The sequence below is a fragment of the Bradyrhizobium sp. CCBAU 53421 genome (assembly GCF_015291625.1).
Lineage (GTDB): Bacteria > Pseudomonadota > Alphaproteobacteria > Rhizobiales > Xanthobacteraceae > Bradyrhizobium.
This window is the reverse complement of the sequence record NZ_CP030047.1, coordinates 9,232,363-9,259,049: the sequence shown is the minus strand read 5'-3', so window position 1 is coordinate 9,259,049 and position 26,687 is coordinate 9,232,363. Positions and strand designations below refer to the sequence as shown.

The following is a 26,687-nucleotide window of genomic DNA, read 5'->3' as shown; positions in this document are numbered from 1 at the left end:
GACGCGACCTCTAGCGGGCGCGGTCTGCTCCGGACAAAGCTCTCCCGTGTGGCGGCCATGCGCCACGCGACAGATCAGCTGTTTGGAGAAGATGCGTCCCGCGAGGTCAGCGCGTACTCGACGGCGCCTGCGGGTAAGAGCCAACGTCCGAGGGGTTGATTACGGCACCACTGGAATTCTGCGCTTGGGCTGTCGCTGGTTCGACTGCAGTGATGATACCGTAAGGCATAAGTCCTCCCCCTCCCGCCGCGACGTATCGCGGCAAGTTGTCAGCTTGCTCGTGTCTTCAAATTCGAACTGCCGCTACCGAACACCGAGATGCCCGGCGCTTCGCCGCCGCGTGTCGTCGTCAACCCGTTCGCTCGCGCCGCGTTCCCGCCGCCGGATTCCGACTGACGCCCTGGTCTCTCTTGTTCGATCCCCCAAATTGCCGGGGACATCGCCGGAGAAATTTTGACACAGGCCGACCGCCCTCATATCGCTATGAGCCGTCAATCCAGCTTCGCTTTGGAAAGCGTCGCTAACGCACACACCGCCGCCGATTTGTGCGTCCGCCCCTGGGTCTCAAACCGCGCTGATCTGGAGAGCCGTGGGCGTCGCGAACAAGAAATAAATACACCAAGCGTATTTTCTGACAATCCGTGGATTCGACGGGGATCGAGACTCTTCGCGACTGTTGCGGCGTTGCCGACGCTGAGTTGCGAAAGCAAGTTTTTGAATCAGCGCACAGATTCACGCGTGTCACAAACGACGGTGCAATACCAAAAATTTTTCATAGAAAATTTACATTTGGTCTCGCGCCGGTCATTTTTCCAATCGCTGTTCAGCGCTATGTGCATAAGTAACTCGCGAGACGTCATTTTTCTCGATTACTTTTGCAGGGTAACCCGCGTCGCAATTTTCAACGCGAAAACGTCGCGCGCTATTCCATCTATCTAGCTTAGCGCAGAACAATCTGTGCGCGAGTGCGACGCATTAAGCATATTGAGCCGGTAGAACTACGGACGCGACGAAACATGACACGCAGTTCGTTGCGCGGCAACGCCTGCTCTTCTCGCGCTATGAAACTTCCACGACAAAATGCGAGACAAAAACAAAAAGCCCGGCGCGAGCCGGGCTTCGTGACAATGTGTTCTTCAGTCAGCTTGCGTGCCGAGCTTTGCTCGGCGAGCTTACTTCTTACTTCGCGAGCTTGGCGATCCGCTGCGAGAGACGCGACACCTTACGGCTCGCGTTGTTCTTGTGAATGATGTTGCGCTGCGCTGCCTTCATCAGCTCGGGCTCGGCGCGGCTCATCGCCTTCAGTGCCGCCTCGCGGTCGCCGCTCTTGATCGCTTCCTCGACGGTGCGCACCGCGCCACGCATCTGCGTGCGGCGCGACTTGTTGACGATGGTGCGGCGGGCAATCTTGCGGGTCGCCTTCTTGGCGGAGGTGGTGTTGGCCATGGTTCTCTAACTGTCCTTCGGCGGTGATCGCTCGGTGGTCGGGCTTGCGCGCACCGGCCGGTTCAAATCTCAACTCTGATGTATTTGTCCAAGGTGGTTTTCTTGGGTGTCCTTGAGGCCGCCATGCGAAGAGCGCAAAATGCTGCCCCCGCATGCGGCACTGTCCAAAGAACAGCGGCGGCAGGATTGCGCCCGCCGCCATCGGCCGGTCTTATAGATGGCGCAGGCTTAACCGTCAACGCTTTCGGGACCGAAAAAGGGCCGAAATCGGCCTCGCGAGGGCCGGATAAGCCGCTGAAGAGGTTGAATTTCCCGGGGGCGCCCGGTATGGCCTGACGACGCGCGGGGCGCGACAGGGAGTTAGGGTGACGCATGATCCGCGGCTTTTTCCGCCTGATCGGCCTTTTGCTGCTGGCCGGCAGTTTCATCTTCATGGTCTATGACGGGGCCCGTTACGTCGCCGACCAGAGCCTGCGGTTCACCCAATTCGGCCAGTTCTGGAACGATATCCACCAGTCGAGCCAGCAGGCGTTCCATGCCTGGGCGGATCGCCTCGCGCCCTGGCTCTGGAACGACGTGATCCGCGTGCTGCTGGAGCAGCCGGTGTTCGCGGTGCTCGGCATTGCCGGCATCCTGCTGATGATCCTGTTCCGGCCGCGCAAGCCGCTGATCGGCTACGCGCGCGACTGAGCCCGCTGCAGCCCTATCGAGCTCCCCTTGGCCGCGGGCGTCAGTAACGGGGATGCCATCATCTGCGTAAGGACATATATAGGTGACAGCCGGCCCGCAGGCCGTTGCCGCGTCGGCCGATGTCCCGCCTGGAGGTATCCATGTTGTTCATGCGCAAGACCACCGCGTTGCCTAGCGCCGCCGAGGCGCTGCCGGGCCGCGCGACGCCGATCCCGACCGCGACCACGCATTTCGTCAATGGCAGCAAATTGACGACGCCCTATCCGCAAGGCCTCGAGCAGGCCGTGTTCGGGCTCGGCTGCTTCTGGGGCGCGGAACGGAAGTTCTGGGAACTCGGCGACGGAATCTACACCACGGCGGTCGGCTATGCCGGCGGCCACACGCCGAACCCGACCTATGAAGAGGTCTGCTCGGGACGCACCGGCCACACCGAAGTCGTGCTGGTCGTGTTCGACCCGAAGAAGATCTCCTACGAGAAGCTGCTGAAGACGTTCTGGGAGAACCACAACCCGACGCAGGGCATGCGCCAGGGCAACGACATCGGCACGCAGTATCGTTCCGCGATCTACACGTTCAGCGACGCGCAGCGCAAAGCCGCGGATGCGTCGCAGGCGATGTATCAGAAGGCACTTGCCGCCAAGGGGCTCGGCGCGATCACGACGGAAGTGGCGCCGGCTGGCGAGTTCTACTTCGCCGAGGACTATCACCAGCAGTACCTCGCCAAGAATCCGGCGGGCTATTGCGGGCTCGGCGGCACCGGCGTGTCCTGCCCGATCGGCGTCGGCGTCACCGCCGCCTGATCTTCTGGTTATGCTCTAAATCGAGGGGGAGGCGGGCTTTCCGGCTCCCTGCTTGGTTCGCGAAAACCCTTTGTTAACCATAAGTGGTGCAAGACTGGGCCTGTCTCGCCGTTGAGGGATAGGTCCGGTGCCGGTTGCACGCGCGTTACGATTGCCGATCACTGCCGTTGTGGCTGCGCTCGCGCTGTCTGGCTGCATGAGCACGTCGGGTCCGGTTGCCATGGGCCCGCAAGGTTTGGGCCCGCAAGGTGTCGATGCCGTCACCTACGGCCCGGCCTACGCACCGGCTCCGGTTGCCGACGGAGGCGGCGGTGCCATCAGCGCATTGCGTTCCGCCTTCGCCAGCGCTTCTCCAGGGTATGGCTATGCCGCGCCGGTCGCCGCCCCGGTGGTTTATGCCGCCGCACCGGGTGGCCCTGCCGGTTACGACAACTCCTATCATCTCGGCCCGGGCGACAAGCTCCGCGTCGTGGTCTACGGCCAGGAAGGTCTGACCAACTCCTATGCCATCGACGCTGCGGGTTCGATCACCATGCCGCTGATCGGCTCGGTGCCGGCGCGCGGCCGCACGCCGGCCGGGCTCGCCGGTGAAATCTCGGCGCGGCTGCGCAACGGCTTCATCCGCGAGCCTTCGGTGGCGGTCGAGATCGAGTCCTACCGGCCGTTCTTCATCCTCGGCGAAGTCCAGGCTCCCGGCCAGTATCCCTACGTGCCGAACATGACCGTCGAAAGCGCGGTCGCGATCGCCGGCGGCTTCTCGCCGCGTGCCCGCCGCGACAGCGTGACGCTGACGCATACCGATGCGTCCGGCGCCGGCCGCTTCGTGGTGCCGCTGGGCACGCCGATGAGCCCGGGCGATACGGTGTTCGTCGGCGAGCGCTGGTTCTGACGAAGGACAACGTCCTTCGTCATCCCGGGGCGATGCGCAGCATCGAACCCGGGATCTCGAGATTCCGGGTCTGGTGCTTGCGCACCATCCCGGAATGACGCTTGCAACATCACCGCTTCAAATGCTTCCCGAAAAATTCCATGCTGCGCGGCCAGGCGGTGTCGGCGCTGGCCTTGTCGTAGCTTGCGCGCTCGTCGCAATGGAAGCCGTGCTGCGCGCCCGGATAGATGAAGACCTCGACCTCGGGCCGCTTCGACTTGATAGTTTCGACATCGCTCAAGGGAATGCCGGCATCCTTCTCGCCGAAATGCAGCTGCGTCGGCACCGTCGGTTTGTCGTCGGCGAAGCGGATGATGGCGCCGCCGTAATAGCCAATCGCAGCCGACAGGCCGGTCAATTTGGTAGCAGCCGCATAGGCGATGCTGCCGCCGAGGCAGAAGCCGATGATGCCGACCGGCCCGACCGCCTTCACCGCGTCGATCGCCGCCTGGCTGTCGCGCAGCATCGCGGCAAAATCCGGATTGGCGACGAATTTCCGCGCCTCGGCGACTTCATCGGGTGAATAGCCGCTCTGGAAGTTCGGCGTGATGCGGTCGAAGATCGACGGCGCAATCGCGACATAGCCTTCCTTCGCCAGCCGGTCGCAGACCGAGCGGATGTGGTGGTTGACGCCGAATATCTCCTGGATCACGACGACCGCGCCCTTCGGCGCACCGGCGGGATCGGCGCGATAGGCGCCGAGTTCAAATCCGTCCGCAGCTTTCAGTCTGATGTCTTGTCCCATGGTCCAGCCTTGTCATGTTGGGGGTTGCATGAAGCTTTCGATGATGAGGGTTAGCGCCACATCCAGTTCTCGCCCCAGTCGGCCTTCCAGCCGGTCAGCCGGTGCTTGCGGAATTGCAGGAAGAGGCGGTCATGATGCGGAAACAGCCCGCTGCCGCCGAGGTCGCGGAAGGTCAGGAAGATCTCGTTGCCGGGCCGGCCGCTCACATATGTGAATGGCGTGCCGAGCGCGCGCTGCGCGTCCGCGACTCCCATCCCGAATGCCAGAGGCGTGGTGTTTGACAGCGTCGCGGTGAAAGTGGACGGGGCCGTTACGAACGGCAGCTTCTGCGCGCTTGCTGCTGTCGTGGCCACAGTCAACAACAAGGCAATGGCGATCGTCTTCATGACGCGGCCTTCGGTGCGCCGGCCTCGAGGCGATCCAGGAACGGCAGCACGGCGGCGATGAAGGCCTGCGGTTGGTCGATGTTGACGGCATGGCCGGCGTTCGGGATCACTGCCTTCTGCGCGCCGGGGATCTTCGTCGCCATGTAATCGGACGCCGCCAGGAACGGCGTGTCGTCGGCGCCGACCACAACCAGCGACGGCACCTTGATCCCCGGCAACGACTCGATCACCTGCGCATCGCGCTGCGCAAGCATGCCGCGCGCGGCGAGGGCCAGTCCCTTGGCGCTCCGATGCGTGACCGACGCGCGCTCGGCGCTCGCCGACTTCAGCACCTCGAGCCCTTCGCGGTCGAACCGGTCGCCGGTGTCGCGGGCGCGCGTGTTCCAGGCCTCGCGGGCGTCGTCCTTCTTGAAGCCCGGGCCGGTGTCGATGATCAAGAGCGCGCGCACCCGCTCCGGATGGGCGCGATGAAAGGCGAGCGACATGTAGCCGCCGAGCGACAGGCCGCCGACGATTGCCTGATCGGCGCCGGCGACGTCGAGCAGGGCGGCGATGTCGCCCACGGTCAGGGCTTCACTATAGGCATCCGGATTGTCGGGATAGTCGGACTGGCCGTGCCCGCGCATGTCCCACAGGATCAGTCTGTATCGCTTCGACAGCGCCTCGATCTGGCCCTGCCACATCGCAGACGTCGACGAATAGCCGTGGGTCAGGATCAGGGGAGGGCCGCTGCCGTGAATCTCGTAGTAGATATCGACGCCGCTACGGTTGAGCTTGGCCATTGACGGGCTCCTTCTGTTGTCGATGTCGGGTCCGGCAGCGCTACCGACCTTGGTAGGAGTGATCGATACGGCATCAATACTGGCATTTCAAAAGCTTCATGCCGTTGCCGCATCGCACAACCGGCAGTTTCTGAAATTTATTCCTTTCGAGCAATTCCAAATTGGATTGCCTCCAGCCGGGAACCGGATCATTGTTTCGGCAACTGTCGCTTACCCGGTGGGCGCCAGCCAAGACCCAACAGTGAGTTGCCGCCGTAAGCGGCTTCCTACACCGGAAGGGGAGAGAGATGCCAAATCTCAATATCAACGGACGGAATATGTCCGTCGAGGCGGCCAATGACACGCCGCTGCTGTGGGTCATCCGCGAGCAATTGCAGATGACGGGCACCAAATTCGGGTGCGGCGCCGGTCTCTGTGGCGCCTGCACGGTTCACCTCAACGGCGAAGCGGTGCGGTCCTGCCAGACCTCGCTCGCCGACGCCGTCGGCAAGAAGATCACCACCATCGAAGGCCTCTCCGCCAAGGGCGATCATCCCTTGCAGAAGGCCTGGGTCGCCGAGCAGGTGCCGCAATGCGGCTACTGCCAGTCCGGCCAGATCATGCAGGCGGCAGCGCTGCTGTCGAAGAACACCAACCCGACGAAGGAAGAAGTGGTCGCGCATATGGACGGCAATCTCTGCCGTTGCATGACCTATTCACGAATCCAGAAGGCGATCATGCGCGCTGCGTCCGACATGCGCACCGCATCGGCCACCGGATCCGAGCGGAGGGCCACATGAACAAGCACGTGAAAAACCTCGCTCCTGAGACGACCGATCTCAGCCGCCGTTCCTTCCTGGTCGGCACCGCCGCAACCGGCCTCGTGCTCGGCTACGCCGGGTCCGGGATCGATCAGGCGCTTGCGGCGCCCGCACCCGCCAATTTCGAGCCGAGCGTCTGGTACGCGATCGCGCCCGACGGTCTCGTCACCGTGACCTGCGGCAAGGCCGACATGGGCCAGCACGTTGCCTCGACGATGGCGCAGATCGTGGCCGAAGAGCTCGGCGCGAGCTGGAAGGACATGCGGGTTCAGCTCGCCTCCAACGATCCGAAATTCAACGATCCCGTGCTGGGCGCGCAGATCACCGGCGGCAGCTGGTCGACGATGATGAATTTCGACGCCATGAGCCGCGCCGGCGCCGCCGGCCGTATCGCATTGACCGAGGCGGCGGCAGCCTCGATGGGCGTGCCGGCCGGCGAGCTGGTGGTGCGCGCGTCGACGATCAGCCATCCGAAGTCGAAGAAGTCGATGTCGTTTGCCGACGTGGTGAAGAGCGGCAAGGCGACCAAGACCTTCACGGCGGACGATCTGAAGGCGATCAAGCTGAAGTCGCCCGACCAGTACACCATGATCGGCGTTTCGGTGCCGCAGCTCGACATTCCGTTGAAGGTCAACGGCACGGCCAAGTATGGCATCGACGTGATGCTGCCGGGCATGGTCTATGGCGCGCTGGTCACCCCGCCGGTCCGCTACGGCGCCACCGTGAAGTCGGTGGACGATAGCGCGGCCAAGAAGGTGCCGGGCTTCATCAAGGCCGTCACCCTGGACGACAAGACTACGACCACGACCGGTTGGGTCGTCGCAGTCGCCAACACCTATGCCAACGCCAAGAAGGCGGCGGCGGCGCTGAAGATCGACTACGATGGCGGCCCGAACGCCAAGCTGTCGAGCGAATCGCTGCTCACCGAAGCCAAGCGGCTTCAGGGACTGAGCGATTCCGGCCAGTTCTTCGTCAAGGACGGCGATCCCGACGCAGCCTTCGGCTCGGCGGCCAAGGTGCTGGAGGCGGACTACACCACCAACATCAACATCCATGCGCCGATGGAGCCGATGAACGCCACCGCGGAGTTCAAGGGCGACATCCTGCACATCTATTCCGGCAACCAGTTCGCGACGCGCTCCGGCGCGATTGCAGCCGGCGCCGCCGGGATCGATCCGAAGTTCGTGGTGATGCATCAGATGTGGCTGGGCGGCGGCTTCGGCCGGCGTCTCGACGCCGACATGATGGTGCCGGCGGTGCAGGCAGCGAAGGCTGTCGGCAAGCCGGTCAAGGTCATCTACACGCGCGAAAACGACATGACGATGGATTTCTCGCGTCCGCTGACCTACCAAAAAGTAAAGGCCGGCGTGGACGGCGACGGCAAGCTCGTCGCGTTGAGCCACGATGTCGTCTCCGCCTGGCCGACCCAGCGTTGGGGCATCCCCGACTTCCTGTCGCCCTCGGTCGACAAGAAGGGGCCGCTCGACGCGTTCACGGTGAACGGCGCGGACTTCTTCTACACCGTGCCGAACCACTATGTGCGGGCGATCAAGAACGAGATGGCGCACAACGCCACTCCGTCGGGTCAGCTCCGTTCGGTGGCGCCGGGCTGGACGTTCTGGGCGGTCGAAAGCATGATCGACGAGATCGCGCATGCGACCGGCAAGGACCCGGCGCTGCTGCGCATCTCGCTGCTCGACGGCAAGGGCAAGAATGACGGCGGCGCGCAGCGCCTCCGCAACACCTTGCTCGCTGCGATGGGTCTTGCCGGCTACGGCACCAAGCAGCTGCCCAAGGGCGAAGGCATGGGCGTTGCCTGCGTGTCGTCGCAGGAGCGCGCCACGGCGAGCTGGACCGCCTGCGTCGCCCACGTTGCCGTCGCCCCGTCGGGCGAGGTGACGGTGAAGAAGCTGACGGTTGCGACCGACGTTGGTACGCAGGTGAATCCCGATGGCATCCGGGCCCAGGTCGAGGGCGCGGCGCTGTGGGGCATGTCACTGGCGCTGTTCGAGAAGGCGACGTTGAAGGACGGCGGCATCGAGCAGACCAATTTCGACAGCTACACGCCGCTTCGGATGAGCCAGCTGCCGGAAGTCGCGGTCAACGTCATCGCCAATGGCGAGAAGGCGACCGGCGTCGGCGAGCCCGCGGTGACCGTGGTGGCGCCGGCGATCGGCAACGCCGTCTTCAACGCGGTCGGCGCCCGTGTCCGCGGCCTGCCGATCACCGCGGAGGCCGTCAAGGCTGCGATGAAGGCGTGATGATCTGAACGAATGAGGACGCCGGAGAGCTCAACCGCTCTCCGGCGTTTTTCTTTGTCCCGGGGGCGGCAGCCCGGTGGCGGTGGCGTCGACGTCTATGACGCTGCAAAAAATTCATGATTCGCCTGCGCTGCAGCCGTCCGCATGCGTTTTCGGTCGGCCTGAATTTGCTGGCGGATTCGGCGGTCGCTCAAATTGTATCCATTGCGCTTAACCGTCGTTCAGCATCCCCATTAAGCCGGAGGGAACGCATCGTCGGCTAGCGTCCACCCTCGGTCGTTACCGCGACGGGGATGTCATGACTGCCTTGGCCAATAACCAGACTTCGAAGCGTCGCCTGCTGCTGGCGTCAGATCGAAGCGATCAGAGCAACGAACTCGCCAGCATCCTGCGCTCGGTGGGCGAGGTCGATACCGTTCTGACCTCGGATATCCCCGAGCGGCCGGCGCACGATCTCTCCGGCATCGTCGTCGACATCAACCTGCGCTCGCCCGAAGCCGTGCAGATGGTGCGCGCCAAGCTGCAGGCCGATGCCTATCGCGAGATGCCGCGGCTGTTCGTGCTGGCGGATGCGCTGCATCACGCCTCGATGCAGGCCTGGGCGCTCGGCGCCACCGACACCATCTCGCGGCCGTTCGATGCGCGCGGCCTCCTGCAGCGCATCCGCGCCGCGTTCCCCGACAACAGCGGCTATGACGAGACCGATCGCGGCAAGGCGCTCAACCGCGGCGTCGAAGCCGCGCATGGCGTCATGGTCAAGATGTTCGAGCGGATGCGCGCCGGCGAGCCGCTCAAGTTCGAGGACATCGTCGCCGCCGAAAACAAGATCCTGAAGGCGATCAAGCACAACTCGCTGCGCGAGTGGCTGACCACGGTCGGCTGCCATCACCAGGAGACCTATCGCCATTGCCTGTTCGTGACCGGCTTTGCGGTCGCCTTCGCGCAGCATCTCGGCATGCGCGAGGACGACCAGCGCCGGCTCGCCCGCGCCGCGCTGCTGCACGATGTCGGCAAGGCCTTTGTTCCGGTCGCGCTGCTCGACAAGCCCGGCGCGCTCACGGTGGAGGAGATGGCCGAGATGCGCGAGCATCCGCGCCGCGGCTACGAGGCGCTGTCGGCGCAGGGCGGCTTCCCGCCGGAAATGCTCGACGTGATCCTGCACCACCACGAATTCCTCGACGGCACCGGCTATCCGAACGGCCTCAGCGGCAACCAGATCAGCGACATCGTCCGCGTCACCACGATCGTCGATGTCTATGCGGCCCTGGTCGAGAAGCGCGCCTACCGGCTGCAGTTCACCCACGCCAAGGCGTTCTCCATGATGGAGGAGATGGGCGGCAAGCTCGACCAGCAATTGCTGCAGGCGTTCCGCCCGGTGGCGTTCGGTCATTATTAGGCAGGTCATTCCGGGTCTGGTCCTTCGGACCATCCCCGGAATGACCTAGTCTGCCCTAGCCAATCAACGCAAGTCCTCGTCCTTGACCCCGCCTAGATTCCGGCGATCATCGGCATGACCGATGCTTCGGCGGGTGAGGACGATCATGGAGACGGCAACGACCGGGGATCTCGACATCCCCGCCAATATAGCGGAAACCCTCGTCGATCCCGTCGCCTATGCCGACGATCGCATCCACGACAGCTATCGCTGGCTGCGCGCCAACAACCCGCTCGGCATCGCGCGGCCCGACCGCTTCGACCCGTTCTGGGTGGTGACCAAGCACGCCCATATCCAGGCGATCAGCCGGCAGAACGACCTGTTCCACAATGCCGACCGGCCGACCACGCTGACCAACCGGGCGCTCGAGGAGCGGGTGCGCAAGATCACCGGCGGGCCCAATCTGGTGCGCTCGCTGGTGCAGATGGACGCGCCCGACCATCCGAAATACCGCGCGCTGACGCAGGGCTGGTTCATGCCGGCCAATCTCGGCAAGTTCGAAGGGCGCGTCCGCGAGATCGCGCGCGCTACCGTGCAGCGCATGCTCGACCGCGGCGGCGCCTGCGATTTCGTCGAGGACGTCGCGCTCGGCTATCCGCTGCATGTCATCATGGAGATCCTCGGCGTGCCCGAGGCGGATGAGCCGCGCATGCTCAAGCTGACGCAGGAACTGTTCGGCCCGCAGGATCCCGACACCGCGCGTGTTCGCGACGCGCTGAGCGCGGAACAGGTCTCCGTGATGTTGCAGGCGATCATCGCCGACTTCTCGGCCTACTTCCGCAAGATCACCGAGGAGCGTCGCCAGAACCCGCGCGACGATCTCGCCACCGTCATCGCCAACGCGAAGATCGGCGGCGACTACATGCCGGAGCACGATCAGACCAGTTACTATATGATCGTCGCGACCGCGGGCCACGACACCACCTCATCTTCGACCGCGGGCGCGATCTGGGCGCTGGCCCGGGACCCCGCCGAGTTCGCCAAGGTGAAGGCCAACCCGGAGCTGATCCCGGGCCTGGTCGACGAGGCGATCCGCTGGATGACGCCGGTCAAGCATTTCATGCGCTCGGCCACCGCGGATACCGAGCTCGGCGGCCGCAAGATCGCCAAGGGCGACTGGCTGATGCTGTGCTACGCCTCGGGCAATCGCGACGAGGAGGTGTTCGAGGAGCCCGATCGCTTCCGCAGCGACCGCAAGCCCAACCGCCACGTCGCATTCGGCTACGGCGCGCATCTCTGCCTCGGTCAGTACCTGGCCAAGCTCGAGATGCGGATTTTGTTCGAAGAGCTGCTGCCGCACCTGAAATCGCTCAGCCTCGACGGCGAGGTGAAGATGACGCAGGCTTATTTCGTCAACGGCCCGAAGAAGCTGCCGATCCGGTTCGAGGTGAATTGAGCGTCATTGCGAGCCAACGGGGCGCGCGAACGCGCGCCCGATGACAGGCTCCGCGAAGCAATCCATAGTGCCGCACGTGGAGGCGTGGATTGCTTCGTCGCTTCGCTCCTCGCAATACCGGAAACCTCACTCCAGCATCTTTCTCAACTCCGCCTTCGCGACCTTCTCCAGCGTGGATCGCGGCATCTCGTCAACGAAGCGGATTTCGCGCGGCACCTTGAAGTCGGCGAGCGCGGAACGGCATGCGGTCATCACCTTGTCGAGCAGATCGGCGGGCAGCGCCGCGACGCCGGTTTGCGGGATGATGAACACGACCGGCACCTCGTCCAGCATCGGATGCTTCTTCGCCACCACGGCGGCCTCGCGCACGCCCGGCACCACCGCGATCACCTGCTCGATCTCGGAGGCCGCGACGTTCTCGCCGCCGACCTTGAGCATGTCCTTGGAGCGATCGCCGAACTTGATGTAGCCGCGCTCCAGCATCGTGACGCGATCACCGGTGATGAAATAGCCGTGCTCGTCAAAGCTCTCGCGCGTCGCCTTCTCGTTGTGCAGATATTCGGCGAACAGCGACAGGCCGGGAATGCCCTTGATCAGGAGATTGCCGGTCTCGCCGACGCCGGTCGGCGTGCCGTCATCGTTGGTGATGCGGATCTCGTATTCCGGCGCGGCGCGGCCGATCGACATCGGCGTGTTGGGCTGATCGACCTCGCCGATGATGCCGTGGGTGATGGTCTCGGTCATGCCCCACCAGCCGATGATCTTGATGCCGAACACGCCGAATGCCGGCGGCTCGTTCACCGCGGTGCCCCAGAGCCGGAACTTGTGATGCTTCGGCACCTCGTGCTCCAGCAGCGCCTTCATGCAGAACGGGATCGTCGAGGTCCAGGTCGAGCCGTGCTCGAGCGCCACCGGCCAGAACCGGCTCGCCGAGAAGCGCGGCTGGATCACACAGGTGCCGCCGACCCACAAGATAGCCAGCATCGAATAGGCCAGCGCGTTGGTGTGGAACAGCGGAAGATAAGTCTGGTGCACGTCGAAGGCGTGCAGGTCCTGATGGGCGGCGTTGATCTTGGCGCCCCACAGCGCGTTGGCATGCGTCCATAGCACCGCCTTCGGCCGCGACGTGGTGCCTGAGGTATATTGCACGCTGCACGGTGCGAGCGGATCGATTGGGCGCTGCGGCCGGTCGGCGCTGTCGGCGAACAGCGCGTCGAAGCTGTCGCCGCGTGCCGGCGCTGACGCCGGTGCCTGCCCCGCATCATGCGAGGTCACCGCGATCCAGCGCAGCCCCTTGCAGTTGGCTGATATCAGCTCGGCATAGGCCGGCTGTGTGATCGCGGCGACCGCGCCGCAATGGCCGGCAAAATATTCGATCTCGGCCGCGGCCGAGCGGGTGTTGGTGGTGACGGCGATCGCACCAAGCTCGACACAGGCGAACCACGACATGATCGCCTCGACGCAGTTGTCGAGATGGATCAGGACATAGTCGCCCTGCCTGATGCCTCGCTTGGCGAGGCCGGCGGCGAGCGCGCCGACGCGCTCATGGAATTCGCCGTAGCTCCAGCGCCGCGCCGGCGCATCGAACGGCGCCCAGATCAGGAACGGATGATCGCGGCGCACCTCGGCGCGCATCCTGAGCAGCCATGGCACGTCGAGCCCCGCAAACGGTCCCACGATGCCCGGCACTGGCTGTGAATGGATCATGTGTCCTCCCGCGCGGCCTTGCCGGCCGCGATTGATCTTGGTTGGGACCAGTTCTGCCATCGGCCTGCGCCGAGAGCAAATCAGGATTTGCAAAGTCATCCCGCGCTGAAGCGACGGAGCAGCACGTTCCGTCGCGCGGAACGGATTGCCCCATTCAGGCAGCCCGTGATCGGTCGCGCATTCGCGCTGTTCGTCGTCCCGCGACGACGACGCTAGTCCCGCTCATACGACGAGATCTCGATCAGGCTGCCGTCGGGGTCGCGGCAATAGACCGAACGCAACGTGCCGCGCGCGCCCTGCTTGGCGACCGGGCCTTCCTCGATCTTGATGCCATGGGCCTTCAGATGCGCGACCACCTCTTCAGGCGTGCTCGAGGTGAGAAAGCAGAGATCGTCGCTGCCGGCTGCTTCATGATCGGCGGTGAACCAGTCCGCCTTATCGGCGTCGCGAGGCCGCACATTGATCTTCTGGTTGCCGAACACCAGCGAGGTGCGCGGTGTCTTGCCCTTGCCGGGATCGAACACCTTCACCTCCATGCCGAGGATCCTGCTGTACCAGGCAACCGAGCGCACGACATCGGTGACGTTGATCACGAGATGGTCGAGCCCATTCACCTTGACGGACATGATCGATCCTCTTCGTCCGGAGCGTTGAAGCTTAGTCTTTCGTCGCGGTCAGTGTCGCACGTGTCGCACTGGCCGCTTCAGACATTGTTTGTTAAAACCGCGCCGCTTGCAACGCAACAGAAACGGGCAGGGGTCAAACCCTGCGGGATTGGGAGAGACTTCATGATTTCACGCCGCACAGCGCTGGGCCTGATCGGGTCGGGAATTTCGACATTCGCGATCGGCCGCGCGTCCGCAGCCGACTATCCGGCGCGGCCGGTGCGCTGGATCGTGGGCTATCCGCCGGGCGGCGCCACCGACATCATCGCGCGCCTGATCGGTCAGCGGCTGTCGGAGAAGCTCGGCCAGCAATTCGTGATCGAGAACAAGCCGGGCGCCGGCAACAATATCGGCACCGAAGCTGCGATCAATGCCGAGCCGGACGGCTACACCGTGCTGCTGGTCAATCCGGCGAACTACATCAACGCATCGCTTTACGCCAATCTGAAGTTCAACTTCGTGCGCGACGTCGCGCCGGTCGCGTCCTTCAACCGCGTGCCGAACGTGATGACCGTCAACAAGGACGTGCCGGCGAAGAACGTCGCCGAGTTCATCGAGTATGTGAAGGCCAATCCGGGCAAGGTGAACATGGCCTCGTCCGGCAACGGCACCTCGGTGCACCTCTCCGGCGAGATGTTCATGTCGATGACCGGCTGCAAGATGCAGCACGTGCCGTACCGTGGCGCCGCGCCTGCGATCACCGACATGCTCGGCGGCCAGGTGCAGGTGATCTTCGACAACATGCCGTCGATCATCCAGCACATCCGTTCCGGTTCGCTGCGCGCGCTCGGCGTGACCACGACGGAGCGCTCCTCGCAATTGCCGGACGTGCCGGCGATCGCCGAGACCGTGAAGGGCTATGAGGCGAGCGCGCTGTTCGGCATGGGCGCGCCGAAGAACACGCCGAAGGAATTGATCGCCAAGCTCAACACCGAGATCAACGCCGTTCTCGCCGAACCCGATATGAAGAAGCGCCTGGTCGAGCTCGGCGGCGACTCGCTGATCCAGACGCCGGACGCTTTCGGCAACGACATCAAGGCCGAGACCGACAAGTGGAAGAAGGTGGTCGAGTTCGCCGGCCTCAAGGTCGAATAGTCTCGCGCTGAATGCGCCGGACGAGTCCAGCCGCGAGGGCGGACTTGTCCGCTCGCCCGCCTCCAAGAGTTGACCGGCCTTGGTGCGGAATAGAGTGGCCTTCGGGAACCATACCGGCTATGCCGCGCTTGGTTGACTGCGGCCTTTTGAGAACCTGAATGGGTGGGATCATGCGCGCATCGCGATTGGCAGTGCTGGTGTTGGGAACGATGACGCTTGCCGGCGTGGCCAGCATCGATCGTGCATCCGCCGATCCCTATGACTACCCGTGGTGTGCGCAGGGCCCGAGCCTCGGCTATCCCGGCGAATGCGCCTATCAGACCTACGATCAGTGCCTCGCGAGCGTGTCCGGACGGTACCTTGCCTGCGGAGAAAATCCGCGCGTCCTGTTTCGCGCGCAGCTCGAGCCGGAGCAGCCTCCGCCGTATCGCCACGGGCATCGGCACCGGCATCGGCATCACCGCCAGTAGCCGCATGCTTGCGTGGGCGCTGCCGCGCTGCCCGCGATCATCCATCCATCCGACGTCGTACCCCCGGCATTGACGCGATCGTGAAGCCGGGCGCTTGACGTCGCGCCGTTTGCGTCTATACTAAACCACATGGTTAAGTATCAAGACGAGGCGCTGGACCGCACCTTTGCGGCGCTTTCCGATCCAACCCGCCGCGCGCTGCTGGCGCGGCTCGGCGAGCAGGAAAGTCTGTCGGTGAGCGAACTGGCGCAGCCATTCGCGATGTCGTTGCCGGCGATCATGAAGCATCTCGACGTGCTCACGGACGCCGGCCTGGTCGCGCGCGAAAAGACCGGACGCACGGTGGCTTGCCGGCTCACCGCGCGGCCAATGGAGCAGGCGATGAACTGGCTCAATCGCTATGCGCAATTCTGGTCCGACAATCTCGACCGCCTTGCCGCTTTTGTGGAGGAAGACCCATGGCAACCAATTCGGCAACCAAATCCGCAGCCGACGCCGGCCTTGCCGCGCGCCCAAGCCTCACCCTCACGCGGCGCCTCCGTGCCCGGCCGGAAAAGGTCTACGCCGCGTGGACCGAGCCGGAAAACCTAGTGCAGTGGTTCGGCCCCGGCCGGGTCAAGCCCGGCACGACGCAGGCCGAGCTCGATGTCCGTGTCGGCGGACGCTACCGGATCAAGTTCACCGGCAGCAACGGCGAATATCACGAGGTCGGCGGCGTCTATCGCGAGGTGGTGCCGAACGAGAGACTGGTGTTCAGCTGGGCCTGGCATTCGACGCCGGAGCGCGAGTCCGAGGTGACGGTGTCGATCAAGCCCGATGCCGGCGGCACGCTGCTCACCTTCCATCACGCGCAGTTCGTCGACGAGACCGCGCGCGACAACCACCAGCGCGGCTGGATCGAATTCCTCGGCAATCTCGCACAGTATGTCGACGCCTGAACCGCAAAGGAGCATCTCATGCAACAGCACAAGATCGTCTCGCGCGACGAATGGATCGCGGCCCGCAAGACGCTGATGGCCCGCGAGAAGGAGCTCACCCGGGCCCGCGAGGCGCTGAGCCAAGAGCGCCGCGAGCTGCCGTGGGTGAAGGTCGACAAGGACTATGTGTTCGACGGACCTGATGGCAAGGTGACGCTCGGCGATCTCTTCAAGGGCCGGCCGCAGCTCGTGGTGCAGCACGTGATGTTCGCGCCGGAGTGGGACGCGGCCTGCAAGAGCTGCTCGTTCTGGGCCGACGGCTTCGAGCGCATGGTGCCGCATCTGGCTGCACGCGACACCACGATGGTGGCGATCTCGCTTGCGCCGCTGGCCAAGCTCGAGGCCTTCAGGCAGCGGATGGGCTGGACCTTCGACTGGGTGTCGTCCGGCGCCAACGACTTCAACTACGATTACGGTGTGTCGTTCACGCAAGGGCAGATCGATGCCGGGGACGCAAAATACAATTATGGAACGACCCCGCTCTATGGTCCCGAGCTGCCCGGCATCAGCGTGTTCTTCCGCGACGAGAAGGGAGACGTGTTCCACACTTACTCGACCTTCGCGCGCGGCCTCGACATGATGAATGCGGCCTATCACTATCTCGACCTGACGCCGCTCGGTCGCCACGAGGAGGGCTTGCCCTATCCGATGGATTGGGTGCGGCTACGTGACCAATACCAACCGGCGCCGGTTCAGGCATCCTGCTGTCACTCCTGACGAACGCTGACGCGTAGCGTTGGCGTTCGTCATCCCCGGGGCGATGCGAAGCATCGAACCCGGGATCTCGAGATTCCGGGTTCACGCTTCGCGTGCCCCGGAATGACAATAGAACCGCAGGAAACCCCGCATGCCTTACGTCGATGGTTTCGTCGTCGCCGTGCCGAAGAAGAAACTCAAAGCCTATGCCAAGCTCTCGAAGATGGCCGGCAAGGTCTGGCGCGAACACGGCGCGCTGGATTATCGCGAATGGGTCGCCGACGACGTCAAGCCGGGCAAGCTGACCTCGTTTCCGCAAAGCGTGAAGTTGAAGGCGGGCGAAACCGTCGTGTTCGCCTGGATCACCTACAAGTCGCGCGCCCAGCGCGACAGGATCAATGCCAAGGTGATGGCCGATCCGCGCCTTGACTCGATGGGCAAAGGCGACATGCCGTTCGACCTCAAGCGGATGATCTATGGCGGCTTTACCAGCCTGGTGAAGGTCTGAGGCGGCACGCTTTTGCCGCAATCCCTGCAGCAACCGGCCGTTAAACATCATACGCGGCAGGCAGCGCGGTGCCGCTTGCGTTTACTTGGCGATCCCGTATACTTTGCAGTACAAAGTTCGGGCGAATCATGCGCGACCTCGACAAGGCGTTGGCCGATATTCTCGCGATCCGCAGCCAGATTGCGGCGGGAACCGCATTCCGCGGCTACGGCCCTGCGACCGTCGCCGCCACCAGCGGCATCGCGCTGGTCACGGCGCTTGCGCAATATCTCTGGCTCGGCGATCCCACCGGTCATCCGATCGCATTCCTTTCGGGCTGGGCGGCCGCCGCTTTGCTGTCCGCGGTGCTGATCTGGATCGAGATGCAGGCGCGGTCGCGGCGGCATCATTCCGGCCTCGCGGACGCGATGGTGCAGCAGGCGATCGGGCAGTTCGTTCCTGCTGTCATTGCCGGCGTGCTGCTCGCGATCCTGCAATGGAAATTCGCGCCCGAGACGCTGTGGATGCTGCCCGGCCTGTGGCAGGTGCTGGTCAGCCTCGGCGTGTTCGCCTCGGTCCGCCTGCTGCCGCGCACGATCGCGCTCGGCGGCGCCTGGTATTTCCTGTCGGGCTTCACGGTGCTCTTGATCGCAAGCCAGAGTCGCGCGCTGTCGCCCTGGACCATGGGCCTGCCATTCGCAATCGGCCAGTTGCTGCTCGCAGCATTGTTGTATTTCGCTTCCGGAGGCCATGATGCCGAAGACTGACGTGACCACCGCGCCATTCGCCTATGACGGCCTCGACCGCGTCATCCACGAGAAGGCACGGCTCGGCCTGCTGACCTCGCTGATGGCGCATCCGAAGGGGCTCGCCTTCGCAGATCTCAAGCAGCTCTGCGGCCTGACCGACGGCAATCTCAGCCGGCATCTGCAGGTGCTGCAGGAGGCCGGCCTCGTCGACGTCATCAAGGGCTATGAAGGCAATCGCCCGCATACCAGCTGTCGTCTCACCAAGAGCGGCCGCCGCCGCTTCCTCGATTATCTCGCCGTGCTCGAGCAGCTGGTGCGCGACGCGGCCAAAGCCGCCGGCAAGGCCGAAAAGGCCGCCGGCGAGGGCGCGTCCGGCCGTCTCGGCGTTCAGACGATTTGATTATTCCATTTTTTATTCGGAGACTTTGTGATGCAAAGCAACGTCGCGCTCAAGCCGGAGGTGGCCGTACGGCTCCATGTCGGCATCATCATGGACGGCAACGGCCGCTGGGCGACGCGGCGCGGCCTGTCGCGGCTGCGCGGGCATGAGGCCGGCGTCGAGGCGATCCGCCGCATCGTCGAGGCCGCGCCGGACCAGGGCGTCGGCACGCTGACGCTCTACGCGTTCTCCAGCGACAATTGGCGCCGCCCGAAGGCGGAAGTCGCGGCGCTGATGGGGTTGCTGCGGTTCTATCTCGCCAACGAGATCGCAGCCCTGGTGCGCAACGGCGTTCGCCTCACCGTGATCGGCCGCCGCGACCGGCTGCCCGACGGCATCGCGGCCGCGATCACGCGCGCCGAGGCCGAGACCGCTGATGGCACCACGCTGCATCTGCGCATCGCGATCGACTATTCGGCGCGCGATGCAATCCTGAACGCAGCCGCGCGCGCGGCCGGTGCAGGCGAGTTGAGCCGCGAGACCTTCGCCGATCTCATCACCGGCGAAGCCGGCCTGCGCGACGTCGACCTGATCATCCGCACCTCGGGCGAGAAGCGGCTGTCGGACTTCCTGCTCTGGGAGGGCGCCTATGCCGAGCTGCACTTCACCGAGCGGATGTGGCCCGAATTCGACGCCGACGATCTCGCCGACGCGCTCGCCTCCTTCCATGGCCGCGAGCGCCGCTTCGGCGGGCTGACCGCAATCGCACCGGCGGAGGTGCCGACCCTCTAGCGCACAGTCGCGCTTCCGCTAGTTCCAAAGCCCGGCCGGGGGGTGGGCCTCCTTACACAAAATGCGGGGACGAACGATCACGCCAAGCAAAGCGGGAGCGATCATCCATGCGCATTCTTCTCATCAACGTGCCTCATCCGGCGATCGGCAGCCGGATCCCCGACGACCATTTGCCGCCGCTCGGCCTGCTGTCGATCGGCGGTCCGCTGATCGACGACGGACATGAAGTCCGCCTTCTCGATGCCGAGTTCGGGCCGATGCCGCTGGCCGCCATCCACGCGGAGGCATCGCGGTTTGCGCCGGATGCGGTCCTGTTCGGCCATTCCGGCTCGACCTCGGGCCATCCGGTCATCGCGCAAGCCGCGCAGGCGATCGTCAGGGCGGTGCCCGGCGCGCTGATCGTCTATGGCGGCGTGTTTCCGACCTATCACTGGCGCGAGATCCTGCGCGAGGAGCCCTACGTCACCGCGATCGTGCGCGGCGAGGGCGAGGAGACCGCGCGCCGCCTGATGCGGGCGCTGGAATATGGCGGCGATCTCGCCGGCATCGGCGGCATCGCATTCCGCGACGATGATGGGCCGCGCGCCACCCGGCCGGCGCCTGTGATCCGCGATCTCGATGCCTACCGGGTCGGCTGGGAGTTGATCGATCACGCGCACTACAGCTATTGGGGAGGGCTGCGTGCCGTCGTGGTGCAGTTCTCGCGCGGCTGTCCGCATCTCTGCAATTATTGCGGCCAGCGTGGTTTCTGGACGCGATGGCGACACCGCGATCCCGTGCGTTTCGCCAGGGAGTTGGCGCGGCTGCATCGCGAGCACGGCGTCAAGGTGATCAATTTCGCCGACGAGAACCCGACCGTCTCGAAGAAAGCCTGGCGGACCTTCCTCGAGGCCCTGATCGCGGAGAATGTCGATTTGATCCTGGTCGGCTCGACCCGCGCCGACGACATCGTCCGCGATGCCGACATCCTGCATCTCTACAAGAAGGCGGGCTGGCAGCGCTTCCTGCTCGGCATGGAGAACACCGACGAGAAGACGCTGGAGCTGATCCGCAAGGGCGCGACCACCACGATCGATCGCGAGGCCATCCGCCTGATGCGTCAGCACGGCATCCTGTCGATGGCGACCTGGGTGGTCGGTTTCGAGGAGGAGACCGATCGCGATCACTGGCGCGGCCTGCGGCAGCTGCTGTCCTACGATCCCGATCAGATCCAGATGCTCTACGTCACGCCGCATCGCTGGACGCCGTATTTCCGTCTCGCGGCAGAGCGGCGTGTCATCCAGACCGATCGCAGGCTCTGGGACTACAAGCATCAGGTGCTGGCGACACGGCATATGCCGCCGTGGCGGGTGCTGCTCTGGTTCAAGTTCACCGAGATGGTGCTGCAATGCCGCCCGAAGGCCTTGCTCCGCGTGCTGCTTCATCGCGACGCCGGACTTCGTCATGCGATGCGCTGGTACACGCAGATGGGACGCCGGGTCTGGCCGCACGAAATTCTCGGCTTCCTGCGCGACGGCAGGTTGAAGCACGGGCCGACGGTGCGGGAATTTTGGGGCGCGCCGCAGGATATGGAAGAGGAGTCGATGTCGTCGCAGCGGCCCGAGCGCCGCGTCGGCACATCACGCGCAGCATAAATCGATACCGTCATGCCGTCTTCTGGATAACTGGCGCTGATGACTGGACGGTGGAGTCGTCAGCGCGATAATTTCCGGATCGGCTGCGCAGAACAAAAAGAACCGTGGCGGTCGAGGCTTTGAGTTGAGCATACAGGTTGCGATTCTAAAAATATTGGCCAGTCACGTCAGCGGCAGAGCCGCGCTCGATTCCCTCAAGCACGACCTCGCTATTCTCTCGTCGAGCGGCGACGACTGGCATGCGCGGATCAAGCGGCTGGCGTCACGGGTTCCCGATCTGGACATCTTTAGCAGCGGCTACGTGCTGCGTGATGTCGAGGGCTGGGAGATCACATCGGCCGGTCGCGAGTTCCTGCGCGCGCTGGAGGCCGTCACCCAAGACAATCTGCCACCCGCGTCAACCGAGGCGGTGAGCCGTTCACAGGGCGCACTGATCGTGGTCGGTCACCGCTTCAAGAACCGGATGCGGGCACAGCGTGATCCCGAACAGAGCACATTGGCGCGCCGCCGGCCGATCCGCGAGCCGCATTGAACCTCGCGGCGCTGCACGCGACCTAACTTCGGGACGTGGCTCTGGAGGTCGCAAATGACTGCTTTGGCTCAATCGATCGCACGCGTGTTTCCGGCCAATTCGCTTCGGAGCAATATCGCCCGGCATACCCTGTTGTTCGCCTTTGCGATCCTGTTCGTCGCGGTGCTCAGGGCGAGCTATGGCCTCGATCTCAGCGCGGGCTTCTTCTAGCCGCGCGACAAATTTTCCGGCGGCAAGTCATATTGGGTTAACCGGACCGGGATAGCTAGGCGCAAGCTTTCCTTGCATCTCGAACCCGGGCCGACCTTCCATGGATAAGCCGATGCGCTGCCAGTGCGGCAGGACGCGCACCATTGTGCTCGACAAGCATTTCCGGACCGCGCTGGTTTGCCCCAAATGCGATGAGATCGAGCTGGCCGGGCCGGCAAAACCGGAGGAAGCGGCATTGACCGAGCGATAGCGCGGTCGTTTTCGGCGCCGAAACACGCTAGGTTCCGTCCGACGAAACGGTCCAAAGCGAAACCCGATGCCGCATCCTTCCGATACTACCGCCGTCACACTTGCCGACGTGCGCCGCGCCGCCGACGTGATCCGGGATTCCGTCATGGTCACGGCGTGCAACGAGAGCCGCACACTGGGCGAGATCTGCGGCTGCCGCCTGTTCCTCAAATTCGAGAACCTGCAGTTCACCTCGACCTTCAAGGAGCGCGGTGCGCTGAACAGGCTGCAGGCGCTCTCCCCCGAAGAGCGCAAGCGCGGGGTGATCGCGATGTCGGCCGGCAATCACGCCCAGGGCGTAGCCTATCACGCCAAGCGGCTAGGCATCCCCGCCACCATCGTGATGCCGATCGGCACGCCGATGGTTAAGATCGAGAACACCAGGCGGCACGGCGCCGAGGTCATCATCACCGGGCAGACGCTGGAGGAGTGCTTCGCGTTCGTCAGCACGCATGCAGCGGAGCGCGGCCTGATCCTGATCCATCCCTATGACGATCCGCTGATCATTGCAGGACAAGGCACGATCGGGCTCGAGATGCTCGAGGCGGTCCCGGAGCTCGATATCCTGGTGGTGCCGATCGGCGGCGGCGGCCTGATCTCGGGCATCGCCACGGCCGCGAAGGCGATCAAGCCGTCGGTGCAAATCATCGGCGTGCAAGCCCAGCTCTACCCGTCGATGTACAATGCCGTCAAAGGCCGGCAGCTGCCGATGCGCGGCGACACGCTTGCCGAGGGCATCGCCGTCAAGGTGCCCGGGCAGATCACCACCAAGATCGTCCGCGACCTCGTCGACGACATCGTCCTCGTCAGTGAGGACCAGATCGAGCGCGCGGTCGCGACCCTGATCTCGATCGAGAAGACGGTGGTCGAGGGCGCCGGCGCCGCCGGCCTCGCCGCGGTGCTCGCGTCACCGGAGCGCTTTGCCGGCCACAATGTCGGCCTCGTGCTGACCGGAGGCAATATCGACACCAGACTGATCGCCTCGGTCCTGACCCGCGAGCTGGCGCGCGAGGGACGGCTAACCCAGCTGGCGCTCGACATCGTCGACCGGCCCGGCCAGCTTGCGGCGGTGTCGATCCTGCTTGCGGATGCCGGCGCCAACATCATCGAGGTCTCGCATCAGCGCACCTTCTCCGACCTGCCAGCCAAGGCGACGCTGCTCGAGCTCGTGATCGAAACCCGCGACCGCGCGCATCTTGAGGACGTGCTGGCGAGGCTCGGCGCCGAAGGATTCGCGGTGCGGGAAACGTAGTCGCGTCATCCGTGCCTGAACCGTCATCCTGAGGAGGCCGCAGCGCGGCCGTCTCGAAGGATGAATCGGCCACCAGCCGGGCCGTGCATCCTTCGAGACGCGCTGCGCGCTCCTCAGGATGACGGTTCAGAGATCGTCGGGCGACGCTCTACTCGTCAGCTGCCGCGAGCCCGGCCAGCTTCGCGATCGTGTTGATGTTGCGCGCGGTGCCGTTGGCGGCGGCGGGGATCTTCAGTTTCGAGCGGCCCATGCCGCTGCCATAAGCGACATAGATCTCGCGCTTGCCGAGCCGCATTTGCTCGTCCTGCTGGCCCTTGACGTGCTTTAGGGCATCCTTGGCCGGCGGCTCGTCGAGGAAGATCGCGACCGTGTAATTCGGCGGTGCTTTCGGAAACGGATTGGCCTTCAGCACCGCGGCGATCTCCTCCGCGCTTCGCACCGCGACGCCGACCGGCTTGCCGGCATAGGCGTGCAGCCGCTGCTCCAGCGCGGCTTTGACCTTGGCAGCGCCGAGCTTCGAGGAGAACACGACATTGCCGCTGGCGATATAGGTCTGCACGTCGGTAAATCCCGCATCGACGCACATCGCCTTCAGCTCGGTCATCGGCAGCTTGCCGGTGCCGCCGACATTGACCGCGCGCAACAGAGCGACGTAACGCGGCATCACGGCCTCATGTCAGCAGCAGCGCCATGCCCGGATCGCCCTTCTGCATCGCGCGCTGATAGGCCGGGCGCGCGGCGATGCGGCCGAGATAATTCCTGATGTTGGGGCAGCGGCCGAGGTCATAGGGCAGGAAATAGCGCATCGTCGTCAGCGAAAATCCGATCATGATATCGGCCGTCGTGAATGCCTCGCCCGCAAGATATGCGGCGTCGCGGACGCGGGCCTCGATCAGATCGAACGAGCGGTCGACCCGCGCCTTGGTCGCCACCAGCATCGGATTGTCGGCCGCGAGGTTGAGGCGGTGCAGGATCATGCTGCGGCCCATCTGCGCCTGCAGCGTGCCGTTGGCGAAGTGAAACCAGTACAGGAACTGTGCGAAGTCGGGGTGGTCGGGCGGCAGCGTCAGCCGTCCATCGCCGTATCTGGCGACGATGTACTCGACGACCGCGCCGGACTCGGCCAGCACCAGCTCACCGTCGGTGATGACCGGTGCGGCGCCGATCGGATGCAGCGCCTTGTAATCGGCCGGCGCCAGCATCGTGACCGGATCGCGCGTAGTACACTTCAGCTCATACGGGATCTCCAGCTCCTCGCACAGCCATACGATCCGCTCCGATTGCGACTTGCCGAGATGGTGAACGGTGAGCATGCGTGCTCCTTATCAGGCGGCCGCTTTCTTCTTCGCCGGCTTCTTCTCGGATTTTTTCTCGGATTTCTTCTCGGGCTTGATGGCCGGCGGCGGCTCTTCCACCGCCTTCTTCATGGCGCGGGCATAGGCGTCGGCGGCGTTCTCCGCGGAATTCTGCAGCCGCTTGGCGGTCGCGGTCGCGTTCAGGATCGTGCTCTTGGCGAGGTGGCGGAAGCGCGCCTTGGTCTCCTTGTCCTTGGCCTTGGCGGCGCGCGCGACCCAGACGGCCTGGCGCTTCTTGGCAGCCGCCATCACGGCCTTGGTCTGCGCTCTTGCGGTTTGCCGGATGACGGCGTCGAGGTCGGCTTCGGCCATTCAGATACACTCGTTTGACTGGACATGCGCCGGTGGGCGCACGGTGAGAGGAGGGGAGCTATCACTAGCGCAACCGGCGCGATTTGAACATGCGATCCGATGCAGTTAACCGTGTTGCCGGCTTCTTCCAGGCTCGGCTGAACATGGCTTGAGTGCTAGTCCGCGGACGAGCCCGGCGGCACCTTGGCGCCGGCGAGCAGTCCGGCCAATTCCACCTGCCGGCCGAGTCCGGTCTTGGCCAGCACGGCCTTGAGCTGGTTGCGAACCGTCTCGCGGGAGATGCCGAACGCGACGGCGATGGCCTCGACGGTTCGCCCCTCGCCGATGCCGCGCGCAACGCGCGCTTCCGCCGGCGTCAGGTCGAACAGGCCCTGCAGCACTTCCGCGGTCGGCACCTCCGATGGCACCACCGGCGTCACGATGACGATCGCCAGCGCGCGGTCGAACAGGTCCCGCGCTGCGCCCTGGATCGGGACCAGATGCACGATCAGCGGTGGCCGATCCTCCTGCGCGGCGATCGGCACCGAGCGGACCTCGACGCCGATGAGCCCCTGATCGAGCGCCCCCACCGCCTGCGCGAACAGCGCGTCGGCGGCGGTTGCCGCCAGCGTCAGGCGATCGGTGCGATCCTGCATCACGTCGGGCACCAGACGGTCGAACAGCGTGTTGGCCGCCATCAGGCGGCCGCCGCGCCGCAGCACGGCCGCGGGCAGGCCGAGCATCGCCAGCGACTCGGTCGCCGCCCTCGCGCGCTCCATCCCGAGCCGCGCCGACAGCAGCGCCGCCCGCGCCAGATGCGGGCGGAGCGCGTCGAGCTGCTCGATCGCTTCCCGTTCGATCGGCCCGTGCCGGTATTCGCGCTCGACGCTGTAGATCAACACATCGCCGCTCGGCACCGGGATCGCGGTACCGGCGCCCCATCCGAGCCCGCGCGGGCGGAAGAACTCGCGGATCTGGTAATCCTGCTGCACCTCCTCGGGCGTATCGAACACGTCGATGTCGCGCAGGAAGCCGGCATGATTGGCCGCCAGCAGGCGCGGCAACCGCCCGTTGCGCTCGTGCCAGCCGCCTTCGACATAGGCGACCGTGTCGTCGTGCATGCCGGGGGATGCGACCCAGCGGACGTCGTGCGGGGCCGCCGTCAGCAGCACGATACCGCGCGCCTTGGCGATCCCGCCAACCTGATGCAGCACATTCGGCCAAAGCTCGGGGACGACCGCGGCCTCATAGGCCAGTTCGATCAGATGCTCGTGCAGGTCGTTCGCCATCGGCCATTCCAGGAAACATTGCTGCCCAATAGATAAACCCATCGACCGCGAAAATATTGCGTAAAGCAATTCGGCCCGAGCCACGAGTCCGGGCTATCCCGGTGCGCGTTTGCGCGCATCTCGGGGAATTGCGGCGTTTCGGGCTCGTTC

The 26,687-nt window shown here is 64.7% G+C and carries 30 protein-coding genes; 20 read left to right on the top strand and 10 right to left on the bottom strand.

The annotated features are described in order from the left end of the window. Window positions 1-1,179: 1,179 nt before the first annotated feature. On the bottom strand, window positions 1,180-1,446 hold the full coding sequence (rpsT, locus tag XH92_RS42825; RefSeq protein ID WP_016842667.1) for a 30S ribosomal protein S20: 267 nt from the start codon (window positions 1,444-1,446) through the stop codon (window positions 1,180-1,182). A gap of 372 nt (window positions 1,447-1,818) precedes the next feature. Here rpsT and XH92_RS42820 point away from each other — a divergent pair, with 372 nt between their 5' ends. The 3 genes from XH92_RS42820 to XH92_RS42810 all read left to right on the top strand — a co-directional run bounded on the left by XH92_RS42820 (window position 1,819) and on the right by XH92_RS42810 (window position 3,825). Beyond that, window positions 1,819-2,136 (top strand): hypothetical protein, encoded by a 318-nt coding sequence (locus XH92_RS42820; protein WP_194457409.1) that lies wholly within the window; start codon window positions 1,819-1,821, stop codon window positions 2,134-2,136. Window positions 2,137-2,276: 140 nt separating this feature from the next. After that, on the top strand, window positions 2,277-2,936 hold the full coding sequence (gene msrA / locus XH92_RS42815; protein WP_194457408.1) for a peptide-methionine (S)-S-oxide reductase MsrA: 660 nt from the start codon (window positions 2,277-2,279) through the stop codon (window positions 2,934-2,936). A 127-nt stretch (window positions 2,937-3,063) separates the two neighbouring features. Then, window positions 3,064-3,825 (top strand): polysaccharide biosynthesis/export family protein, encoded by a 762-nt coding sequence (locus XH92_RS42810; RefSeq protein ID WP_194457407.1) that lies wholly within the window; start codon window positions 3,064-3,066, stop codon window positions 3,823-3,825. Between the two features lie 109 nt (window positions 3,826-3,934). On the opposite strand, the gene XH92_RS42805 is transcribed toward XH92_RS42810, so the two are convergent. Genes XH92_RS42805 through XH92_RS42795 form a run of 3 tightly spaced genes read right to left on the bottom strand, consistent with a single transcriptional unit; the run spans window position 3,935 to window position 5,777 of the window. Next, window positions 3,935-4,609, bottom strand: a complete 675-nt coding sequence (locus XH92_RS42805; protein WP_194457406.1) for a dienelactone hydrolase family protein — start codon at window positions 4,607-4,609, stop codon at window positions 3,935-3,937. 50 nt (window positions 4,610-4,659) lie between these two features. Next, window positions 4,660-4,995, bottom strand: coding sequence for a hypothetical protein (locus XH92_RS42800; protein ID WP_194457405.1), 336 nt, complete (start codon window positions 4,993-4,995; stop codon window positions 4,660-4,662). After that, a complete protein-coding gene (locus tag XH92_RS42795; RefSeq protein ID WP_194457404.1) occupies window positions 4,992-5,777 on the bottom strand; it encodes an alpha/beta fold hydrolase in 786 nt (261 codons plus the stop codon). The genes XH92_RS42800 and XH92_RS42795 overlap by 4 nt, the downstream gene beginning before the upstream one ends. 287 nt (window positions 5,778-6,064) lie before the next feature. On the opposite strand from XH92_RS42795, the gene XH92_RS42790 reads away from it, so the two are divergent. The 4 genes from XH92_RS42790 (at window position 6,065) to XH92_RS42775 (ending at window position 11,669) form a co-directional block, all read left to right on the top strand. Continuing rightward, window positions 6,065-6,556 (top strand): (2Fe-2S)-binding protein, encoded by a 492-nt coding sequence (locus XH92_RS42790; RefSeq protein ID WP_024584545.1) that lies wholly within the window; start codon window positions 6,065-6,067, stop codon window positions 6,554-6,556. Beyond that, complete coding sequence (locus tag XH92_RS42785; RefSeq protein ID WP_194457403.1) at window positions 6,553-8,838, top strand: molybdopterin cofactor-binding domain-containing protein; 2,286 nt, start codon at window positions 6,553-6,555, stop codon at window positions 8,836-8,838. The genes XH92_RS42790 and XH92_RS42785 overlap by 4 nt, the downstream gene beginning before the upstream one ends. Before the next feature lie 298 nt (window positions 8,839-9,136). Next, on the top strand, window positions 9,137-10,234 hold the full coding sequence (locus tag XH92_RS42780) for an HD-GYP domain-containing protein (protein WP_194457402.1): 1,098 nt from the start codon (window positions 9,137-9,139) through the stop codon (window positions 10,232-10,234). 145 nt (window positions 10,235-10,379) lie between these two features. Then, window positions 10,380-11,669, top strand: a complete 1,290-nt coding sequence (locus XH92_RS42775; protein ID WP_194457401.1) for a cytochrome P450 — start codon at window positions 10,380-10,382, stop codon at window positions 11,667-11,669. Between the two features lie 126 nt (window positions 11,670-11,795). On the opposite strand, the gene XH92_RS42770 is transcribed toward XH92_RS42775, so the two are convergent. Both XH92_RS42770 and XH92_RS42765 read right to left on the bottom strand, forming a co-directional pair. Further along, entirely contained in the window at window positions 11,796-13,376 is a 1,581-nt protein-coding gene (locus XH92_RS42770) for an AMP-binding protein (protein WP_194457400.1), read from the bottom strand. A 212-nt stretch (window positions 13,377-13,588) separates the two neighbouring features. Beyond that, window positions 13,589-14,002, bottom strand: a complete 414-nt coding sequence (locus tag XH92_RS42765) for a VOC family protein (RefSeq protein WP_194457399.1) — start codon at window positions 14,000-14,002, stop codon at window positions 13,589-13,591. A gap of 162 nt (window positions 14,003-14,164) precedes the next feature. Here XH92_RS42765 and XH92_RS42760 point away from each other — a divergent pair, with 162 nt between their 5' ends. From XH92_RS42760 to XH92_RS42700, 13 genes are all read left to right on the top strand, one after another. Beyond that, on the top strand, window positions 14,165-15,136 hold the full coding sequence (locus XH92_RS42760; protein ID WP_194457398.1) for a tripartite tricarboxylate transporter substrate binding protein: 972 nt from the start codon (window positions 14,165-14,167) through the stop codon (window positions 15,134-15,136). Between the two features lie 158 nt (window positions 15,137-15,294). Beyond that, the gene (locus tag XH92_RS42755; protein WP_371817910.1) at window positions 15,295-15,606 is read left to right on the top strand and encodes a DUF3551 domain-containing protein; all 312 of its coding nucleotides are present in this window, start codon (window positions 15,295-15,297) and stop codon (window positions 15,604-15,606) included. Between the two features lie 129 nt (window positions 15,607-15,735). Next, entirely contained in the window at window positions 15,736-16,197 is a 462-nt protein-coding gene (locus tag XH92_RS42750) for a helix-turn-helix transcriptional regulator (protein ID WP_194457397.1), read from the top strand. Further along, window positions 16,197-16,544: an SRPBCC domain-containing protein gene (locus XH92_RS42745; RefSeq protein ID WP_246788151.1), complete on the top strand. Its 348-nt coding sequence runs from the start codon at window positions 16,197-16,199 to the stop codon at window positions 16,542-16,544. The genes XH92_RS42750 and XH92_RS42745 overlap by 1 nt, the downstream gene beginning before the upstream one ends. Before the next feature lie 18 nt (window positions 16,545-16,562). Continuing rightward, on the top strand, window positions 16,563-17,300 hold the full coding sequence (locus XH92_RS42740; protein ID WP_194457396.1) for a thioredoxin family protein: 738 nt from the start codon (window positions 16,563-16,565) through the stop codon (window positions 17,298-17,300). Window positions 17,301-17,430: 130 nt separating this feature from the next. Then, entirely contained in the window at window positions 17,431-17,787 is a 357-nt protein-coding gene (locus XH92_RS42735; RefSeq protein WP_194457395.1) for a DUF1428 domain-containing protein, read from the top strand. A 128-nt stretch (window positions 17,788-17,915) separates the two neighbouring features. Continuing rightward, complete coding sequence (locus XH92_RS42730) at window positions 17,916-18,533, top strand: hypothetical protein (protein WP_194457394.1); 618 nt, start codon at window positions 17,916-17,918, stop codon at window positions 18,531-18,533. Beyond that, window positions 18,520-18,915, top strand: a complete 396-nt coding sequence (locus XH92_RS42725) for a transcriptional regulator (protein ID WP_194457393.1) — start codon at window positions 18,520-18,522, stop codon at window positions 18,913-18,915. The genes XH92_RS42730 and XH92_RS42725 overlap by 14 nt, the downstream gene beginning before the upstream one ends. 30 nt (window positions 18,916-18,945) lie before the next feature. Further along, a complete protein-coding gene (locus tag XH92_RS42720; RefSeq protein WP_194457392.1) occupies window positions 18,946-19,686 on the top strand; it encodes a di-trans,poly-cis-decaprenylcistransferase in 741 nt (246 codons plus the stop codon). A gap of 107 nt (window positions 19,687-19,793) precedes the next feature. Then, window positions 19,794-21,320 carry a magnesium-protoporphyrin IX monomethyl ester anaerobic oxidative cyclase gene (bchE, locus tag XH92_RS42715; protein ID WP_194457391.1) on the top strand — a complete coding sequence of 509 codons (1,527 nt, stop codon included), beginning with the start codon at window positions 19,794-19,796 and terminating at the stop codon, window positions 21,318-21,320. Between the two features lie 124 nt (window positions 21,321-21,444). Further along, window positions 21,445-21,852, top strand: coding sequence for an aminoacyl-tRNA deacylase (locus tag XH92_RS42710; protein WP_246788149.1), 408 nt, complete (start codon window positions 21,445-21,447; stop codon window positions 21,850-21,852). Between the two features lie 54 nt (window positions 21,853-21,906). Beyond that, window positions 21,907-22,062: a response regulator gene (locus tag XH92_RS42705; RefSeq protein ID WP_194457390.1), complete on the top strand. Its 156-nt coding sequence runs from the start codon at window positions 21,907-21,909 to the stop codon at window positions 22,060-22,062. Window positions 22,063-22,378: 316 nt separating this feature from the next. Then, entirely contained in the window at window positions 22,379-23,602 is a 1,224-nt protein-coding gene (locus XH92_RS42700; RefSeq protein ID WP_194457389.1) for a threonine ammonia-lyase, read from the top strand. A 148-nt stretch (window positions 23,603-23,750) separates the two neighbouring features. Here XH92_RS42700 and XH92_RS42695 read toward each other — a convergent pair whose 3' ends face one another. The 4 genes from XH92_RS42695 to XH92_RS42680 all read right to left on the bottom strand — a co-directional run bounded on the left by XH92_RS42695 (window position 23,751) and on the right by XH92_RS42680 (window position 26,537). Continuing rightward, window positions 23,751-24,266 carry a DUF1697 domain-containing protein gene (locus XH92_RS42695; protein WP_194457388.1) on the bottom strand — a complete coding sequence of 172 codons (516 nt, stop codon included), beginning with the start codon at window positions 24,264-24,266 and terminating at the stop codon, window positions 23,751-23,753. A gap of 7 nt (window positions 24,267-24,273) precedes the next feature. Beyond that, window positions 24,274-24,915, bottom strand: coding sequence for a glutathione S-transferase family protein (locus tag XH92_RS42690; RefSeq protein ID WP_194457387.1), 642 nt, complete (start codon window positions 24,913-24,915; stop codon window positions 24,274-24,276). A gap of 12 nt (window positions 24,916-24,927) precedes the next feature. After that, a complete protein-coding gene (locus XH92_RS42685) occupies window positions 24,928-25,269 on the bottom strand; it encodes a hypothetical protein (protein WP_194457386.1) in 342 nt (113 codons plus the stop codon). Window positions 25,270-25,424: 155 nt separating this feature from the next. Beyond that, window positions 25,425-26,537: a helix-turn-helix transcriptional regulator gene (locus tag XH92_RS42680; RefSeq protein ID WP_194457385.1), complete on the bottom strand. Its 1,113-nt coding sequence runs from the start codon at window positions 26,535-26,537 to the stop codon at window positions 25,425-25,427. Between the last annotated feature and the right edge of the window lie 150 nt (window positions 26,538-26,687).